Origin of the sequence: Viridibacillus sp. NPDC093762, assembly GCF_050279675.1 — a bacterium.
Taxonomy (GTDB): domain Bacteria; phylum Bacillota; class Bacilli; order Bacillales_A; family Planococcaceae; genus Viridibacillus.
Window position 1 is genome coordinate 711,990 of record NZ_JBNNUK010000001.1, and the last position, 16,973, is coordinate 728,962.

Sequence of the window (16,973 nt, forward strand, 5' to 3'; positions counted from 1 at the left end):
CAATTAGTTATAGAAAAATTCCGTGAATTCTTTTTGGTGATACGGGTAAAGGGAGAGATTTGAATGCATTTATATGGGACTCAAAACGTAACTGAAAATGGTCATTTAACTATCGGACAAGTAGACGCTATAGATCTAACAAAAACATATGGTACACCTTTATTCGTTTACGATACAGCGCTTTTCCGTGAGCGAGCGCAAGGTTTTATTAATACTTTTAAAAATGCAGGTGTGCAAGCACAAGTTGCTTATGCTAGTAAGGCGTTTTCAAGCGTTGCAATCTATCAATTAGCGGCTGAAGAAGGACTATCAGTCGATGTTGTTTCTGGTGGTGAGCTATATACCGCTTTAAAAGCAGGTTTCCCAAGCGAACGCATTCATTTCCATGGTAATAATAAAAGCTACGATGAATTAAATCTTGCTTTCGATTCGAAAATTGGATGTATTGTAATTGATAATTTTGATGAAATTGATGCCTTGAAACAACTATCTGAAGCACGTCAACAAAAAATGCACGTCCTAATTCGTGTGACGCCAGGAGTAGAGGCGCATACACATGACTTTATTACAACAGGTCAAGCAGATTCTAAATTTGGTTTTGACTTAAATAATGGACAAGCGGACTGTGCATTTACACTACTGCAAAATCACACATATTTAGATTTACAAGGAATGCATTGTCATATTGGTTCACAAATCTTTGATACAGCAGCTTTCAGCTTAGCAGCAAAAAAAATAAGCGATAAAATGGGCGAATGGTATAAAGAATCCGGCTTCATTAGCCAAGTATTAAATTTAGGTGGAGGATTCGGAATTCGTTATACAGAAGAGGACACACCACTTCAACCAGCAGTTTATGTAGATGATATGATTAAAGCGGTACAACAAGAGATGGCTGCTTTTTCAATGCCGATGCCTGAGATTTGGATTGAACCGGGTCGTTCGTTAGTTGGAGACGCTGGTACTACACTTTATTCAGTCGGTTCTCAAAAGGAAGTTCCTAATACGAGAAATTATCTTGCGGTTGATGGTGGGATGTCTGATAATATACGTCCAGCTCTATACGACGCAAAATACGAGGCTGTCATTGCCAATAAAATGAATGACAAATTAGTTAACACATATACGATTGCTGGTAAGTTATGCGAGTCTGGTGATAAACTAATTGAGGATATTACGTTGCCGAAGGCAGAATCAGGGGACGTTTTGGCTGTGTTCTGTACAGGGGCGTATGGTTACTCAATGGCGAGTAACTATAATCGTATACCAAGGCCGGCTGTCGTTTTTGCGGAAAATGGAGCGCACCAATTAGTTGTGAAGCGCGAAAGTTATGAAGATCTTGTGAAGCTTGACCTTCCTCTAACGATTGGGAAGGAGGTAAATCGTTAATTGAAGAAAAGTAATATTTTATTACTTCTGTTATTCCTAATATTAACAACTGCATGGGGCGTTATTTATTGGCTTTATATTGCTCCATCCAGTATAGGTAAATAATGTGAATCTATTTGCGTAATTTTTGCTTTTCGTGTAGGATGTTGAAAGATACTTAAAGGCAAAAAGAGGGATCATATAAATGTTATGTCGTTATAAGAAAGCATTCGAAAAAATTGCGATGGGGCTCTTGTCATTTATGCCAGATCAAAAAGATCTGAAATTACTACAAGAAACGATTCGACAATACGATACAGATCCAAACTGGCAACTGTTTTTATGGAAACAAGAGGATGACTTTATTGGTTTAGTTGGCGTAGAGATTGCTGATGACGAATGGATTGTTAGACATATATCGGTTGACCCTTCACATAGAGGTGAGGGACTCGGTAAAGAGATGGTTAAACAGCTTTCTAAGATGGATATGGATTGTGTGATTGCGGCTTGTGATCAAACTGCATCGTTCATACAGAAATGTAAAGCGTTGCTAGAAGAAGCAGACAAAGAAATTTAATGTCTGCTTCTTCTTTTTTCGTCTCTTGCTAGGAGAATATCCGAGCGGTCACGTAGCATATGCTTATGTTGTAGGTAATGAGCATCTGTTTCTTGCAATAAGGAAATTGATGTGAGAACTTGCTTCTCTAAGGTATCAGAGGTAATTGGTAGAATAAATTTTTGGAAAGGCTCTTTTTTTTCTACTGCATGTTGAACTTGCTGCATAGAGTGTAAAATTGCAATAGCGTCCACTTCTTCCATAAATGAAGAATTGACGGACTGCTCTAAAGTAATATATGCTTTTTTTAGGATTGTTTTGGCGCCACTAAAATTTTCTCGGCGCCAATGGTAGAGGCCGGTCGCTAGTTGAATCCATCCCGTTAAGGGGTGAGTTTTATCTCTTGGAGCTATTTCTTTCCAATACTCCTCTAACACTTCGTGACATTCAAAGTAATCTTGATTGCCATTGAAATATGTTAGAAACTGGACAAATAATGGGTGGTACATCGGATGCATTTCGAACATCATTCCTCTATACTGTATTTTGAACAAAAACTGTCAGGTGGTTGACTATGTCATATGAAGTAAAACTCGAGGCCTTTGAAGGACCTCTCGATCTATTATTACATTTAATTCATCGCTTGGAAATTGATATATATGATATTCCAATGGCGGAGCTTACGGCTCAGTATATGGAGCATATTCGTGCAATGCAAGTACTTGAATTGAATGAAGCAAGTGAATATTTAGTTATGGCGGCATCTTTACTAGCGATTAAGAGTAAAATGCTCTTACCAATCCATGAAGGGGAGTTAGATGAAACGGAATTCGACATGGATGAGCCCGATCCACGTGAAGAACTCGTTGCCCGATTAATTGAATATAGAAAATTTAAAGATGCTGCAGTGAATTTAAAAGACTTAGAATCGTCTCGTGCGCAATATTTTACAAGGCCACCAGCGGATCTTTCAGCATTCGCACCGGCAGAACAACTAGCATTATTTGAAACGTCTGTAAATGTGTTTGATATGGTCGGTGCTTTTCAGAAAATGCTTAGACGAAAACATTTAAAGGCGCCATTAACTACTAAAATTACTAGGCACGATGTTTCCATAAAAGATCAAATGAAAACTATGATGGGTGTGCTAAAATTAGCAGGTGGACGCTCAAGCTTTTTCGATCTATTCCCTTATGAAGATAGATCAACTTTGGTTATTACTTTTTTATCATTACTAGAATTGATGAAACGCCAAATAATAGCAGTAGAGCAGAATAATAACTTTGAAGATTTAACGGTAATATTACGGAAGGAAGATTTGAACGATGAACAACTTGAAACAATTGATGAGCAAAATTGAAAGCTTACTTTTCGTAATTGGTGAAGATGGTTTAACTGTCAGACAACTGAGTTTCTTAACAGAAGAACAAGAAGAGAAGGTAGCACAAGCTATAGAACAATTAGCTCATCATTACAACACAGAGGAAGGGCGTGGCATTACACTGAAAGAATTAGCTGGTACCTATCAGCTTACTTCAAAACCTGCCCTAGCAGATACGATTCAGCGACTTGTTGAAAACCCGCCTAGTCAATCATTATCACAAGCCTCACTAGAAGTCCTTGCCATTGTTGCATACAAACAACCCATTACTAGAGTAGAAATTGAAGATTTACGTGGTGTGAAAAGTGAACGACCACTACATACTTTAAGCTCAAAAGGTTTAGTACAGGAAGTAGGTCGAGCTGATGGAACAGGCCGAGCAATTTTATACGGCACAACAAAGGAGTTCTTAAACTACTTTGGCTTGAAAGACTTAAACGAATTACCAGATTTACCTATGGGTGAAACTGATTCAACTGATGAAAACCCAGATTTATTCATGTCTAAGTTCCAAGAAGCTTTCCGAGATTCAGATTCAGAATAGAAGAAAGGTGTGGGCGATTGCTTCGCCGATATATAATCGGATTATTGATGGTAGTTTTACTACTAATTACTACGACGCCTAGTTCCGCTGCATCAAGTTCATATGCAGTCATTGATGCAGAGACAGGGAGATTACTAGCGGGGTCTAATGAAAATGTACCCTTACCAATTGCTAGTTTGACGAAAATGTGGACTGCGCTTGTTGCAATAGAGAATTTGGATTTAAAAACACCAGTTACCATATCTCAACGAGCAGCAACGAGTGAAGGGTCTTCTATTTATCTAACTGCAGGAGAAGAAACATCATTAGAAACCTTACTTTATGGACTATTGTTACGTTCAGGTAATGATGCAGCTGCAGCAATAGCAGAAGCTGCAGGTGGATCTCTAGAAGGTTTTTCTAAAATGATGAATGATACCGCACTCTTTTATGGTTTGGAAAATACGCATTTTGAAAATCCATCAGGTCTCCACGATGAAAAGCACTTAGCTTCTGCATATGACACAGCACAAATGTTACGGATTGCCATGAAAAATAAAAAATTTGAGAAGATAGCCTCTACAAAATATTTTAAAGGTACTACAGAGAACGGGACATTATGGGAAAATAAGCATAAGCTCGTTCGTAATAACAAATTTGCGATAGCTGGTAAAACAGGCTATACGAAAGTAGCAGGACGAACACTTGCTACTTATTTTGAAAAGGATGGTAAAAAGGTAATTGTAGTTACGATCAATGAAGGTAATGATTGGGTTGTCCATAGCAATTTTGCTGATTACGTGTTTAAACATTATACGAATGAAGTAATAGCAAAAGCCGGTACGTATTCAGTACAATCAGATATTGATATAAAATTGACAGAGCCACAGCACTTACTTCTGACGAAGAAAGAAGTAAAAAAAGTGAAACATATCTTACAGTTACCTAGGTCCAAAACCAAAGACTCGATAGGTAGATGGTCATTTTATATAGATGACCAACCAGTAAAGGATGCTATTGTTGATGTAAAGTGGAAATAAATAGTTGAGTAGAGAAAAGGCTGCTTATATTAGCGGCCTTTTTCGATTTTATATAAAAAAGTGATATGAAAAGCAGATAAACTGTTTACAAACATATTAGTGAAGGACTTAATTAAGGTACTAATACTTTTCTTATAGTAGAAAGTGTGCCATAATTTTGGACAGGCTAATAGTATTTAACTTATGAGGTGAACGAATGGAAAGACTACAAAAAGTAATAGCGTATGCAGGGATTGCATCACGTAGAAAAGCAGAAGAAATGATTAAGCAAGGCTTAGTGAAAGTCAATGGACAGGTAGTTAGAGAGCTTGGCACAAAAGTCTCTCCTTCTGATTCAGTAGAAGTAGAAGGAGTTAAATTAGAAAAAGAACGTAAAGTATATCATCTTCTATATAAACCAAGAGGTATTATTTCAGCTGTAACAGACGATAAAGGTCGTAAAACGGTAACAGATTTATTCCCCGAAGTTGAACAACGTATTTTCCCTGTTGGTCGTTTAGATTATGAAACTTCAGGATTGCTACTTTTAACAAATGACGGTGAATTTTCTTACCAACTTACACATCCAAAATTCAAAATTGATAAAACATATGTAGCACGTGTAAAAGGAATTCCTACGAGAGAAGCTTTAAGACAATTAGAGCGTGGCGTTATGCTTGAGGATGGAAAGACTGCACCAGCTCGCGTGAGACTAATGTCTTCAGATAGCAAATCAGGCAAGGCGATTGTGGCAATCACAATTCATGAAGGCCGTAATCGTCAAGTGCGACGTATGTTTGAAGCAGTAGGTTACCCAGTACAAAAATTAAAACGTGAACAATTCGCTTTTTTAACATTGCATGGATTGAATGCAGGTGAGTCAAGAGAATTGACACATCATGAAGTTAAACAATTAAGAGTGTTAGCTGAGACAGGTAAAATAGGTTAAACCTTATGTATGTCAATAATCGTTAACATTCTAAAATAGGTACAAGACGTTTAGTTAGTATTTTCTAAACGTCTTAACCAATTTTACATAGCATAAAACAACATGAGGCAACCTACAAAAAATGAAATAAACAACACTATGCTTAGAATGGAAACGTTCACAAACACTTCAAATATACAAAATTCCGTCATTCAAAACTTTGCTATAATTAGGTAGATTGTTTCGGATGTTTTTTAGGAGGTCTACTTCGAGTATGGATAAAAAGAAAAAAAGGTTATATGTAAGAACGCTGATTTTAGCAATTCTTGTAGTTGCAATTGGTTATACCATATATACGACAGCTACTAAGGATGAGGTTCGATTATTAAAAGTTGGAGAAGAAGCGCCAGATTTTTCCCTAGTTGATTTAGATGGTCAAACACATCGGTTATCTGATTATAAAGGTAAAGGTGTCATGTTGAATTTCTGGGGTACTTGGTGTAAACCTTGTAAAAAAGAAATGCCAGCAATGAACAATCAGTATAAGGTATTTAAAGATCAAGGCATAGAAGTGATATCAATTAACCAAGCACAAACAGTTTTTGAAGTGGAAAATTTCATTTCTGACTTCAATTTAAAATTCCCAGTTGTAATCGATAAAACCAAAAGTGTCACAAGGGCTTACAATGTTGATAACTTACCAGCGTCTATATTTATTGATCCAACAGGTAAAGTTGTTCGAGTACATGAAGGTGAATTGACAGAAGAAATGTTAGCTGAATTCTTTTCAAGTATCAAGCCAGAGTAAGGAGTTCTAGAGGATGAAAAAAATTATTTGTGAATGCGGTCACGAGAACCCAGAAGGCACAACTTTATGTGAAAAATGTGGTAGCCCTCTTACTGAAGAAGAAAAAAGCAGGAAATTAGCAGATATGCGTTATGAAGGAACCGCAATTCGTTCAAAAACGTATAACAAAACGATTATTGATAAAATTTGGAGCTTCTTTTCAAGTGTAAAAGTTGGCGTTGCAATTATTATTATCACTTTAGTTGCTGCAGGTATTGGTACATTCTTACCACAAGTTATTTATGTTTCGCTTACAGAATATCAAGATGCAGCTGCTGCATATAAAGCGGCTTATGGTACTTTCGGATCGATTTACTATAAATTAGGATTAGCGGATATTTATAGTTCATGGTGGTTCCAGACGTTAATCGGTATGCTTGGTATTTCGATTATTGTTGCCAGTCTTGACCGAGGTATTCCACTATATAAATCTCTAAAAAATCAACGAGTAAAACGTCATGAAAACTTCTTGAAACGCCAACGTATTTTTGCTTCAGGCGAAATGTCCGCAGAAGAAGCTGATAAAGCATTTGATCTAACAGAAGAGAAAATGAAAGCAATGAAATACAATGTTCGTCGTGAAGAGGGCGCATTATTAGCTGAAAAAGGTCGTTTTGCTAGATGGGGTCCTTATATCAACCATGTCGGATTAATCATTTTCTTATTCGGTGTTATGCTCCGCTTAATGCCAGGTTTTTACATTGATAAAACACTTTGGATCCGTGAAGGTGAAACAATGGCTATTCCAGGAATGGAAGGCTATTATTTAGAAAGTAAAAAATTCACTTTTGAAACGTATTCAAAAGATGAACAAAAAGAAGAATTTAATGAATCAAAAAAAGCGGTTAACGCTGTTGCGAAAAACTATCAAACAGATGTTAAGTTATTTAAAGCACCAGACGACGCAGTTCCTGGTGATACATCTAATTTAACTCTAGTGAAAGAAATGCCGATAATTGTAAATAAGCCGTTGAAATATGATGGTTATGCACTTTATCAAATGGATTTCCGCTTGAATGAGTTAAAGACGATGCACTTTGATTTAATTGATAAAAAGTCGGAGAAATCCCTGGGAGAAGTAGCAATCGATTTAACTAATCCTGAAAAAGAATATAAAGTGGGGAAAGATAGTAAAGTTGTCTTGAAAAAATACTTCCCAGACTTTGCAGGCTTTGAAGATGGAGAACCACAAACAGCTTCACCTTTACCAAATAATCCAGCATTTATTTTTGATATGTATACACCCGAAACACCAAAAGGCGAAACAAGCTTTGTAGCTATTAAACAAACACTTGAACCATTAGGTGAAACAAAGTATAAAATGAAATTTAGTGCTGTTGATACACGTAACGTATCAGGTTTAACAGTCCGTAAAGATAAAACACTTATGATACTAATGTTAGGTGGCATAATCTTTATGCTAGGTGTAACAATAGGTTCCTATTGGAGCCACCGTCGCTTATGGCTATTAAAAACAAAAGATGGTCGTCTATTAATGGCATCGCATACAAACAAAAACTGGTTTAGTATGAAAAAAGATTTGGATGCAGTTACGGAGTACGCTCATCTTCCAGTTTATGTGGATCAACATGATGAAGATCAAAAAGCAGAGGATGCTGAGAAGAAATTGAAAGACAAAGAAAAGGAAGGTGACAACATCTAATGAGTTTAATTGACTTAAGCGGAAATCTACTATTTGTAGCCTTCGTCGCATACCTAATAGCTACTTTACTTTTTGGTGGTGCAGTCAAAGGTGGTTCAAAAGATGAATCAGCCGATGCAGGGAAAAAATGGGGTTCATTAGCAATTATCATTACGCTTATTGGATTCATAGCAAATCTAGGTTATTTCATTACTAGATGGGTGTATGCTGGACATGCACCTGTTAGTAATATGTTTGAATTCACGACAGCATTCGGCATGTTCGTTGTAGGAGCATTTATCTTAATTTACTTTATTTATAAAGTGCCGGCACTTGGACTCTTTGCCTTACCAATCGCAATTATTATTATTGCTTACGCTAGTATGTTCCCTCGTGAAGTAAATCCATTAATTCCAGCTTTAAAAAGTTACTGGTTATACATTCACGTAATTACAGCTGCAATTGGAGAATCTATTCTAGCGATAAGTGCTGTAGCAGGTTTAATTTATTTACTAAAAAATATCGACTTGACAAAAAGATCTAAACAAAGTTTCTGGATAGAAGCGGTTATGTACGCCTTAGTACTAGTACTAGGATTCGTAGCAGTAACAACGACATTTAACGTAACAGGTTATGAAGCGGAATTTAGCTACGTAGATAAAGATGGTAATACTAAAGAAATTACGTATAACACACCGGCGTTGTTCGGGATGCATCAATCTGAATTATTAACCGCAGATAAAATGCAACCAATTGCAGACGTACCAGCAATTGTTAATGCAAAAAAATTGACAACAGTTGTTTGGTCAATCTTAATTGGTACAGTTTTATACGGTTTAATTCGTTTAATCATCCGTAAACCAATTGCGGTTATCATGCAACCGTTCGCAAAACGTGCAAACTCACAATTGATGGATGAAATTGGTTATCGTTCGGTATTAATTGGCTTCCCAGTATTTACGCTTGGTGCATTAATCTTCGCGATGATTTGGGCGCAAGAAGCATGGTCTCGTTTCTGGGGCTGGGATCCTAAAGAGGTTTGGGCACTTATCACATGGTTATTCTACGCGGCATTCTTACACTTACGCCTTTCAAAAGGGTGGCAAGGTGAGAAGTCAGCTTGGTTAGCAGTAATTGGTTTCGTTATCATTATGTTCAACCTTGTTGCTGTTAATTTAATCATTGCAGGTCTTCATTCATACGCTGGTTAATAATCAGCATAGAATTGTAGCAAAGCTAAAGCCTTTTCCTTTATAGGGAAGGGCTTTTCTTTTCATTTCGATAGGCTGATTGTACAATAGACATATAGATGGTTTTGGGAGGAATAGTTGTGAATGAACAAATTTCAGTTTTAGTAGTAGACGATGAGGATAGAATCCGCCGTTTATTAAGAATGTATTTAGAACGTGAAGGGTATGTAGTAGAAGAAGCTGAAAACGGAGAGGAGGCAGTGGAAAAGGCATTAGCAAATGACTATCATTGTATTCTCCTTGATATAATGATGCCTGAAAAAGATGGCTTACAAGTATGCGAAGAAATTCGTGATAAAAAAACAACGCCAATTATTCTATTAACGGCAAAAGGTGAAGAGGCAAACCGTGTATCAGGTTTCGAACTAGGTGCTGATGATTATATTGTAAAACCATTTAGCCCCCGTGAAGTGGTTTTACGCGTAAAAGCTATTTTACGTCGTTCTGCAGCATTCTCACCAATTACAACAACTTCTGCATCAAAAGATTTAGTTGTCTTCCCACATTTAACAATTGATCATGATGCACACCGAGTTTCTGCTGATGGTGTAGAAGTCAATTTAACACCGAAAGAATACGAATTATTGTACTTTTTAGCAAAATCACCAGATAAAGTATTTGATAGAGAGCAATTGTTAAAAGAAGTATGGCATTATGATTTCTTTGGGGATTTACGTACAGTTGATACACATGTGAAACGTTTACGTGAAAAACTAAACCGAGTTTCTGAAAATGCAGCGAAAATGATTGTAACAGTATGGGGCGTCGGCTATAAATTTGAGGTAGTCAATGAATAGAATGTGGAACAGCGTTGTCGGGAAGCTATGGGTAACCATATTGCTTCTCGTTTCTTTTGTATTGTTTGTTTTCACTGTACTAATGCTCGAATTTTTATCAAACTACCATATTAAACAAACAGAATCATCACTACGTCAAGAAGCTTCTACAATTGCTCGTATTATCAATGACCGTGAAACAACGGATTCTACAAAGGCTATTATTTCAGATGTTCTAAGTGATGAAACAAATGCATTAATCGCAGAGAAACCAGGTAATGTTACTTTTTCATTACAAGAGGGACTTAATCAAGAAGAAATTAAACAACAAATTCTTAATGAAAAAGCATTTGATAAAGTATTTACAACGAATGCACCTGTTGTAAAAGAAATGATGCTACCTTCAACAACGAAAAAAGAGCATATGGAGTCTTACATTGTTTTAGCTTTCCCGATAAATGTTGAAAACGAACTACACGGAGCCATTTTTATTTATCAAAGTCCGGATGCTATACATAGGACGACAGAAGAAACGACTAAAATTGTCTTTCTAGCAGCGGCAATTGCTTTGATGTTAACAACGTTCTTTGCGTTTTTCTTATCGACCCGCATTACGTCTCCTCTTCGTAAAATGAGAGAAGCAGCATTTGAATTAGCAAAAGGTAATTTTGAAACAAAAGTACCTGTTTTACAAAATGATGAAATAGGTCAATTAGCGACAGCTTTCAATCAAATGGGCAAACAACTTAAACACCACTTAGAAGTAATTAACCAAGAGAAAGAACAGCTATCAAGTATATTAACATCGATGACAGACGCTGTAATTACGTTTAATCGAGATCGTACCATATTGGTCAGCAATCCACCTGCGGAACTTTTACTACAAAAATGGTTTATCATTAAAAGTGCTAATAGTGATAAACCTATTCCTGCTGAGATTTACCATATGCTTGACCACGTTTTAGATTTGGAAGAAGAGCTGGAAGTTGAGCTCGAAATTGAAAGATCCTATTATGCGATTTCAATTAGCCCGTTATATAGCGGAAATTCCGTACGCGGTGCAGTAGCTGTGTTACGAGATAAAACCGAAGAGCATCGTTTAGATAAATTACGTTCAGACTTTATAGCAAATGTCTCACATGAATTACGAACGCCAATAGCCATGCTTCAAGGCTATAGTGAAGCTATTATGGATGATGTCGTCTCAAGTGAAGAAGAACGTAAAGAAATGATTAAAATCATCTATGATGAGTCGCAGCGAATGGGCCGTTTAGTCACAGACTTGCTTGACTTAGCTCGTATGGAATCAGGACATATGCGTTTATATAAAGATTCTGTTCCAATATCACCTGTTATTGAAAGAATTACACAAAAATTTGTTCAAGTAGCAAGAGAGAAACAAGTAAATCTAACATTTAATACAACAATTGAAGATACACATCACTTAGAAATGGATGAAGACCGTATAGAACAAGTATTAACAAACTTAATTGACAATGCTATACGCCATACACCAGTCGAAGGAAGCGTAGAAGTTTTTGTAGATCGTCAGCTATCCTTTGCACGCATTCAAGTAAAAGATAACGGTGCAGGGATACCAGCAGACGATCTGCAGTATGTATTTGAGCGTTTCTATAAAGCTGATAAAGCTAGAACACGTGGTAAGGGAGGTACTGGTCTAGGTCTGGCCATTGCCAAAAATATTGTTGAAGCACATAAGGGTAGAATTACAGTGGAAAGTGAAGTTGATAAAGGAACTACATTCACATTCTATTTACCTATTGATAAAATGTAAATAAAAATCAAAAAACGAATTGTAAGTTAGAAGACTTTACAATTCGTTTTTTTTTGCATATAGTTATAGTGTATTACAATTAAATTATGGTTCATCTTCGGGGCAGGGTGAAATTCCCGATCGGCGGTATTAGAGAACTAAGCAATACTCTTGAGCCCGCGAGCCGCAAGGCAGGATTTGGTTAAATTCCAAAGCCGACAGTATAGTCTGGATGGGAGAAGGTGAAGGTACGGTCGTCTTTCAATTTGAGTATCAATAAGACGCTTATTTGACTATGCCTAAATTCTCCCTTGAGTACACTATGTGCTTAAGGGTATTTTTTTGCATAGCAACGACTATACCTTTCCTCTTTTTGAAGTGGATCTACAAAAGGAGAGAAAAGTATTATGAAGAACATGAAATTGCAGAAGAGGATTGCAATTGCAATGTTAAGTAGTATTTCTTTTGTGTTAATGCTATTTAACTTCCCACTACCACCGTTTCCGGCATTTTTGGAAGTGGACTTTAGTGATGTGCCAGCCTTAATCGCAGCAATCACAATGGGGCCGCTCGCAGGTATTCTAGTCGAGTTATTTAAGAATGTGTTAGATTGGATTTTCTCAGGGAGTCCAACAGGTATGCCAGTTGGTCATATTGCAAACTTTACAACAGGCGTATTATTTATTATGCCAGTATATTTTGTCTATAAACGTCTTTCAAGTACGAAAGGCTTAACTACTGGATTTGTCGTTGGTACCTTAACAATGGCAGTAGGTATGAGTTTACTGAACTATCTGCTATTCTTACCTATGTATACGTACTTTTTAAATGTCCCAGCTACAACTGGAACAGCATTAACTAAAATGATTGTACTTGGTATACTACCCTTTAATATTATTAAAGGATTCATCGTTATGATAATATTCATGATATTGTTTAATAGCATGAAAAAATGGATTGAAAAACAAAGGATGCATTATTTAAATTAAACCTTCAGCCGATGTTGTAATAAAACATCGGCTTTTATAATTGTATAAAAAGATGAATGATTGTATAATACTGTTATTAAAAGAATATTCAGCACATTAAGTAGTATAATGGCGAAGAAACGAGAATGTTTAGTTTGAGGTTTTACGATGTTATATATTATCAACAATATATCTTTATCAACTTCCAAGAAAAGAAAGGATGTATGTGAATGGCTGAAAGAAAACTATTAAGCGCTTTTTTTACATCGATTATTTCCTTCTTTATATTACCTTTTTTATTTATGCAAGCAGATGAATATTTTCTACACAGCGCATTTGCATTAACCGTATATGTTGTTCCGATAATATTTACGTACGGTTTATTGGCTTCATATATAGCAGATAGAATAGCGGAACGTAAAATGAATGTGAGAGGTTACTCGCTGTTATTGCATATGGCTTTCGGAACAGGTATTGTCATTCCGATTACATTTGCTTATTACTCACAAGGTGGAGTTTGGTCTCTTCAAATAATAACAGCTGCTACTGCTGGTTTCATTTTAGGAAGCGTTTTCTTTTTCGTAGATTTAACGTTACGTAAAGTCGCTATTCGTATGACGCAATATTCTTATGAAGAGCAGAATATTTGAATGTAATATCAATTAGCAATGAGGTACTATACCTCATTGCTTTTTTTATGATAACAATAAAGTGAAAAAAGCTAAAGAAACAGGGCTACACTCTATACTAATAGCTGTAGGTGGAAAAAGAAGTGCCGATACAAATTGATAACTTAATAACAACAAAAGAAAAAGGTTTGTCATATTACTCTTATGAAGTAGAATGGAAAAGCCAATATCACATGCTTACGGAGATGTTTCCTATGCTATTTGTAATAGAAGTAGAGTAGACAGGTAGTTGAATTCGGTTATACTTTGAAAGCATTTAGTGATTCTCTTACATTTATATTAAATAAAAAAACCTGAGCATAACGCTCAGGCCTTCATCATTCTTTATGAGTTAAGGTCATTATAAAACTTACTATTAAAATAATTTCTTGTAGACTAAAAATGAAACCTACATAAGTTAATTGATAGTGTGGTGGAAACTTGAGAAAACGATAAAAAAGTACAATAATCTAAAATTACTCTACGAAATAAAGTGAAGGATGAACTGAAAATTTGCCTGGGATTAGAATATGACAAGCGGTAGCGACGCTATTTTGATTATTCCTTAAAAAGTCCCCCAATCGTCCCCCAACACAAAACAGAATAATGATGTATAATGATATAGGTGCTTTTTTTGAAAAGTGCTATAAAACAACAAATGCAAGAATAATGCTATACATTAAAACCCTATAACTATATCTTGCAAATATACACGATAGGTGGAAACAACATTGAATTACCATGTTTTACTTTATTATTTTTACACAACGATTGAAGACCCAGAAGCATTTGCTGCAGAGCATTTAGCTTACTGTAAATCAATTGAGTTAAAAGGTCGAATTTTAGTCGCTTCAGAAGGTATTAATGGAACAGTTTCAGGAACTGTGGAACAAACAGATGCTTATATGGCTCATATGAAAGCTGATCCTCGCTTTGACGGTATCGTTTTCAAAATTGATGAATCAGAGCAACATGCTTTCAAGAAAATGCATGTACGTCCAAGACCTGAGCTTGTAAATTTAAGCCTAGAAGACGATGTTAACCCGCATGAAATTACAGGTAATTATTTAGAGCCTGCAGAATTCTTAGAGAAGATGCAAGAAGAAAATACAGTAATCGTTGATGCACGTAATACGTACGAATTTGATGTAGGCCACTTCAAAGGTGCGATTCGCCCAGATATCGAGACGTTCCGGGATTTACCAGACTGGATTCGCGACAACAAAGAACTACTAGAAGGTAAGCAAATTTTAACTTACTGTACTGGTGGTATTCGTTGCGAAAAATTCTCAGGTTGGTTAAAACGTGAAGGTTTTGAAGATGTGAGTCAATTACACGGTGGGATCGTTACTTACGGAAAAGACCCTGTAGCTAAAGGTCAGCTTTGGGACGGTCAATGTTACGTTTTCGACGAGCGTTTAACTGTTCCCGTGAATCAAGTAGAGCATGTAATAGTAGGTCGTGATCATTTTGATGGCGAACCTTGTGAACGTTATATTAATTGTTCAAACCCTGAATGTAACAAGCAAATTATCGCTTCAAAAGAAAATGAAGATAAGCATTTAGGTGGCTGTACTCATGAATGTCGTGTACACCCTCGTAACCGCTATATCGCTCGTAATGGATTAACTGAGGTAGAAGTAAAAGAACGTTTAGAACAAATCGGCGAAGTGTTCGCTTAATCAAATTCAAAGAAGGCTGCCAAATGTGGGAATACCGCATACAATGGCAGCCTTTTATCCGTTTAATATACTAAGATAGCAGAAAGGAATTTATGATGCCGGCTTTAAAAGGAATAATTATTATTCAAAAAATGAAAGGACCGAATATCCTTTACATAGATAAAACTGCGCTTGCTAAATACTTTATTGATTTTGATGGAGAAGACGTGCAAATGAACTTACATTTGCAAAAGTCTCAATCACAAGAATATAAAGGTACAGCTGAAATTTTCTATTTTGAAGGAAAAGATGGTTATGGTGGCAACAAATTTGCCAATGATTTTTATATAGATGATCAAGACATCTTGGAATTATTAGAAGAACATGAAGGAGAAATAGTTGAATTAGTAGTCGAGTTAATAAAATAATAGGGACATGGAAGTTGAATCTAAAGTAAAAGCAGAAAAAGAGCCTATTGCTGCTCTTTTTCTGCTTTTTTCCGTGCCTCAAAGAAATCCAGTATGAATTTTTGGAATTGCTTTGCAGCAGGGGATAAATAGCGCCCCTCTGCCCAGGCCATGCCAATAATACGTTCACATTTCACATCACTGATATGAATTTTAGCAATTTTCCTAGGATTAATTTCCTCACCGTCTGGTAACAATGAAAAGCCAAGTCCATTTGCTACAAACCCTGCAACAGTCCCTACCTCATCACCTACAAAGGTGATTTTAGGTGTAATCCCGACTTTTTCGAAAATTTCATCAACCGTAATGCGTAAAGCGTACCCTTTTTTTAACAAAATAAATGATTCATCAGCTAATTCTTTAAGTGTAATACTCTTTTTCATAGCTAGTGGATGATAAATAGGAACAATTAGATACAACTCATCTCGCCATAATTCAGTCCATTGAATAGGTTTTTCGACTTCCATCGCTGCTAGTAAGGACAGATCAAGCTCACCTGATTTTAATTGCTTCAATTGTGTATGTGTATGATTTTGAATAAGTTGAAAATGGATATCAGGGAAATCTTTGCGGAATAGACGTATTAAATCAGGTACTACATTTGTACCTAGTGTATGTAAGAAGCCTAGTGCAACTTCACCTTGATTAGGGGCGACGAGCTCTTGAATTTCATGTAAGCCATCCTGATATTCCTGCATAATATTATTTACACGTTTTAAAAACATAGCACCGTAACGATTTAAAATAATTGAACGTCCTTGCCTTTCAAATAATGGTACGCCTAACTCATCTTCAAGACGTGCGATAGAGCGACTAAGTGCAGGTTGTGAGATAGATAAAAGCTCTGCTGCGCGGGTCATATGTTGGATATTAGCTAGTTTTTGGAAGTATTCGAGTTGTTGCCATTCCATGAAAAGACCACCTTTTTTATAGTGAATCAATTGATACCTTTTATGCATGATAATGATAAGAATTATAAATTATACATTATTAATCGTCAATGTTAATATGAGGTAGACATAAAATAGACACAACAAAAATATTGACATTTTTAAGTAGATATTTTGTTGAGAAAGACAGTCTTTACATAGAAATGAAAACATTTCTAATGTTTTAAAGATTTTTTAAAGAAAATTAAATTAAAT

General features: G+C 36.1%; 18 protein-coding genes and 1 riboswitch. Of the genes, 16 read left to right on the plus strand and 2 right to left on the minus strand.

The window, feature by feature from the left end; all coding sequences use genetic code 11:
- The first annotated feature begins 63 nt into the window (after positions 1–63).
- Positions 64–1,389: a diaminopimelate decarboxylase gene (lysA, locus tag ACQKM9_RS03490; protein ID WP_427732651.1), complete on the plus strand. Its 1,326-nt coding sequence runs from the start codon at positions 64–66 to the stop codon at positions 1,387–1,389.
- A gap of 184 nt (positions 1,390–1,573) precedes the next feature.
- Positions 1,574–1,945, plus strand: coding sequence for a GNAT family N-acetyltransferase (locus tag ACQKM9_RS03495; protein WP_427732653.1), 372 nt, complete (start codon positions 1,574–1,576; stop codon positions 1,943–1,945).
- Here ACQKM9_RS03495 and ACQKM9_RS03500 read toward each other — a convergent pair.
- Positions 1,942–2,442, minus strand: coding sequence for a DUF309 domain-containing protein (locus ACQKM9_RS03500; protein ID WP_427732817.1), 501 nt, complete (start codon positions 2,440–2,442; stop codon positions 1,942–1,944). The genes ACQKM9_RS03495 and ACQKM9_RS03500 overlap by 4 nt on opposite strands.
- A 56-nt stretch (positions 2,443–2,498) precedes the next feature.
- Between ACQKM9_RS03500 and ACQKM9_RS03505 the strand changes: the two genes are divergently transcribed.
- From ACQKM9_RS03505 to ACQKM9_RS03570, 14 genes are all read left to right on the plus strand, one after another.
- Positions 2,499–3,284, plus strand: a complete 786-nt coding sequence (locus tag ACQKM9_RS03505) for a segregation/condensation protein A (protein ID WP_427732655.1) — start codon at positions 2,499–2,501, stop codon at positions 3,282–3,284.
- The gene (gene scpB / locus ACQKM9_RS03510) at positions 3,250–3,849 is read left to right on the plus strand and encodes an SMC-Scp complex subunit ScpB (RefSeq protein ID WP_427732657.1); all 600 of its coding nucleotides are present in this window, start codon (positions 3,250–3,252) and stop codon (positions 3,847–3,849) included. The genes ACQKM9_RS03505 and scpB overlap by 35 nt, the downstream gene beginning before the upstream one ends.
- 17 nt (positions 3,850–3,866) lie before the next feature.
- A complete protein-coding gene (locus tag ACQKM9_RS03515) occupies positions 3,867–4,868 on the plus strand; it encodes a D-alanyl-D-alanine carboxypeptidase family protein (protein ID WP_427732659.1) in 1,002 nt (333 codons plus the stop codon).
- Positions 4,869–5,064: 196 nt separating this feature from the next.
- Positions 5,065–5,796, plus strand: a complete 732-nt coding sequence (locus ACQKM9_RS03520; RefSeq protein ID WP_038190931.1) for a pseudouridine synthase — start codon at positions 5,065–5,067, stop codon at positions 5,794–5,796.
- Positions 5,797–6,049: 253 nt separating this feature from the next.
- On the plus strand, positions 6,050–6,583 hold the full coding sequence (gene resA, locus ACQKM9_RS03525) for a thiol-disulfide oxidoreductase ResA (protein ID WP_427732660.1): 534 nt from the start codon (positions 6,050–6,052) through the stop codon (positions 6,581–6,583).
- A 13-nt stretch (positions 6,584–6,596) separates the two neighbouring features.
- Complete coding sequence (locus ACQKM9_RS03530; protein WP_427732662.1) at positions 6,597–8,285, plus strand: cytochrome c biogenesis protein ResB; 1,689 nt, start codon at positions 6,597–6,599, stop codon at positions 8,283–8,285.
- A complete protein-coding gene (gene ccsB, locus ACQKM9_RS03535; protein ID WP_427732663.1) occupies positions 8,285–9,475 on the plus strand; it encodes a c-type cytochrome biogenesis protein CcsB in 1,191 nt (396 codons plus the stop codon). Before ACQKM9_RS03530 ends, ccsB begins: the two co-directional genes overlap by 1 nt.
- Before the next feature lie 98 nt (positions 9,476–9,573).
- Positions 9,574–10,311 carry a response regulator transcription factor gene (locus tag ACQKM9_RS03540; RefSeq protein WP_427732665.1) on the plus strand — a complete coding sequence of 246 codons (738 nt, stop codon included), beginning with the start codon at positions 9,574–9,576 and terminating at the stop codon, positions 10,309–10,311.
- The gene (locus ACQKM9_RS03545; RefSeq protein ID WP_427732667.1) at positions 10,304–12,085 is read left to right on the plus strand and encodes an ATP-binding protein; all 1,782 of its coding nucleotides are present in this window, start codon (positions 10,304–10,306) and stop codon (positions 12,083–12,085) included. Before ACQKM9_RS03540 ends, ACQKM9_RS03545 begins: the two co-directional genes overlap by 8 nt.
- A gap of 89 nt (positions 12,086–12,174) precedes the next feature.
- Positions 12,175–12,312: riboswitch (FMN riboswitch) on the plus strand.
- Between the two features lie 159 nt (positions 12,313–12,471).
- On the plus strand, positions 12,472–13,053 hold the full coding sequence (locus tag ACQKM9_RS03550; protein ID WP_427732669.1) for an ECF transporter S component: 582 nt from the start codon (positions 12,472–12,474) through the stop codon (positions 13,051–13,053).
- A gap of 209 nt (positions 13,054–13,262) precedes the next feature.
- Positions 13,263–13,682, plus strand: a complete 420-nt coding sequence (locus ACQKM9_RS03555; RefSeq protein WP_427732671.1) for a hypothetical protein — start codon at positions 13,263–13,265, stop codon at positions 13,680–13,682.
- A gap of 122 nt (positions 13,683–13,804) precedes the next feature.
- Positions 13,805–13,942, plus strand: a complete 138-nt coding sequence (locus ACQKM9_RS03560) for a hypothetical protein (RefSeq protein ID WP_427732673.1) — start codon at positions 13,805–13,807, stop codon at positions 13,940–13,942.
- Between the two features lie 477 nt (positions 13,943–14,419).
- Positions 14,420–15,382 (plus strand): rhodanese-related sulfurtransferase, encoded by a 963-nt coding sequence (locus tag ACQKM9_RS03565; protein WP_427732675.1) that lies wholly within the window; start codon positions 14,420–14,422, stop codon positions 15,380–15,382.
- 92 nt (positions 15,383–15,474) lie between these two features.
- Positions 15,475–15,789 carry a hypothetical protein gene (locus ACQKM9_RS03570; protein ID WP_427732677.1) on the plus strand — a complete coding sequence of 105 codons (315 nt, stop codon included), beginning with the start codon at positions 15,475–15,477 and terminating at the stop codon, positions 15,787–15,789.
- Between the two features lie 44 nt (positions 15,790–15,833).
- On the opposite strand, the gene ACQKM9_RS03575 is transcribed toward ACQKM9_RS03570, so the two are convergent.
- The gene (locus ACQKM9_RS03575; RefSeq protein ID WP_427732679.1) at positions 15,834–16,739 is read right to left on the minus strand and encodes a LysR family transcriptional regulator; all 906 of its coding nucleotides are present in this window, start codon (positions 16,737–16,739) and stop codon (positions 15,834–15,836) included.
- Positions 16,740–16,973: the final 234 nt, after the last annotated feature.

Excerpts from the sequence above, each read along its gene's own strand:
- resA (WP_427732660.1), top strand. The coding sequence starts at position 6,050 with ATGGATAAAAAGAAAAAAAGGTTATATGTAAGAACGCTGATTTTAGCA.
- ACQKM9_RS03520 (WP_038190931.1), top strand. The coding sequence starts at position 5,065 with ATGGAAAGACTACAAAAAGTAATAGCGTATGCAGGGATTGCATCACGT.
- scpB (WP_427732657.1), top strand. The coding sequence starts at position 3,250 with ATGAACAACTTGAAACAATTGATGAGCAAAATTGAAAGCTTACTTTTC.
- ACQKM9_RS03550 (WP_427732669.1), top strand. The coding sequence starts at position 12,472 with ATGAAGAACATGAAATTGCAGAAGAGGATTGCAATTGCAATGTTAAGT.
- ACQKM9_RS03570 (WP_427732677.1), top strand. The coding sequence starts at position 15,475 with ATGATGCCGGCTTTAAAAGGAATAATTATTATTCAAAAAATGAAAGGA.
- lysA (WP_427732651.1), top strand. The coding sequence starts at position 64 with ATGCATTTATATGGGACTCAAAACGTAACTGAAAATGGTCATTTAACT.
- ACQKM9_RS03505 (WP_427732655.1), top strand. The coding sequence starts at position 2,499 with ATGTCATATGAAGTAAAACTCGAGGCCTTTGAAGGACCTCTCGATCTA.
- ACQKM9_RS03575 (WP_427732679.1), bottom strand. The coding sequence starts at position 16,739 with ATGGAATGGCAACAACTCGAATACTTCCAAAAACTAGCTAATATCCAA.
- ACQKM9_RS03540 (WP_427732665.1), top strand. The coding sequence starts at position 9,574 with ATGGTTTTGGGAGGAATAGTTGTGAATGAACAAATTTCAGTTTTAGTA.
- ccsB (WP_427732663.1), top strand. The coding sequence starts at position 8,285 with ATGAGTTTAATTGACTTAAGCGGAAATCTACTATTTGTAGCCTTCGTC.
- ACQKM9_RS03495 (WP_427732653.1), top strand. The coding sequence starts at position 1,574 with ATGTTATGTCGTTATAAGAAAGCATTCGAAAAAATTGCGATGGGGCTC.
- ACQKM9_RS03555 (WP_427732671.1), top strand. The coding sequence starts at position 13,263 with ATGGCTGAAAGAAAACTATTAAGCGCTTTTTTTACATCGATTATTTCC.
- ACQKM9_RS03500 (WP_427732817.1), bottom strand. The coding sequence starts at position 2,442 with ATGCATCCGATGTACCACCCATTATTTGTCCAGTTTCTAACATATTTC.
- ACQKM9_RS03545 (WP_427732667.1), top strand. The coding sequence starts at position 10,304 with ATGAATAGAATGTGGAACAGCGTTGTCGGGAAGCTATGGGTAACCATA.
- ACQKM9_RS03530 (WP_427732662.1), top strand. The coding sequence starts at position 6,597 with ATGAAAAAAATTATTTGTGAATGCGGTCACGAGAACCCAGAAGGCACA.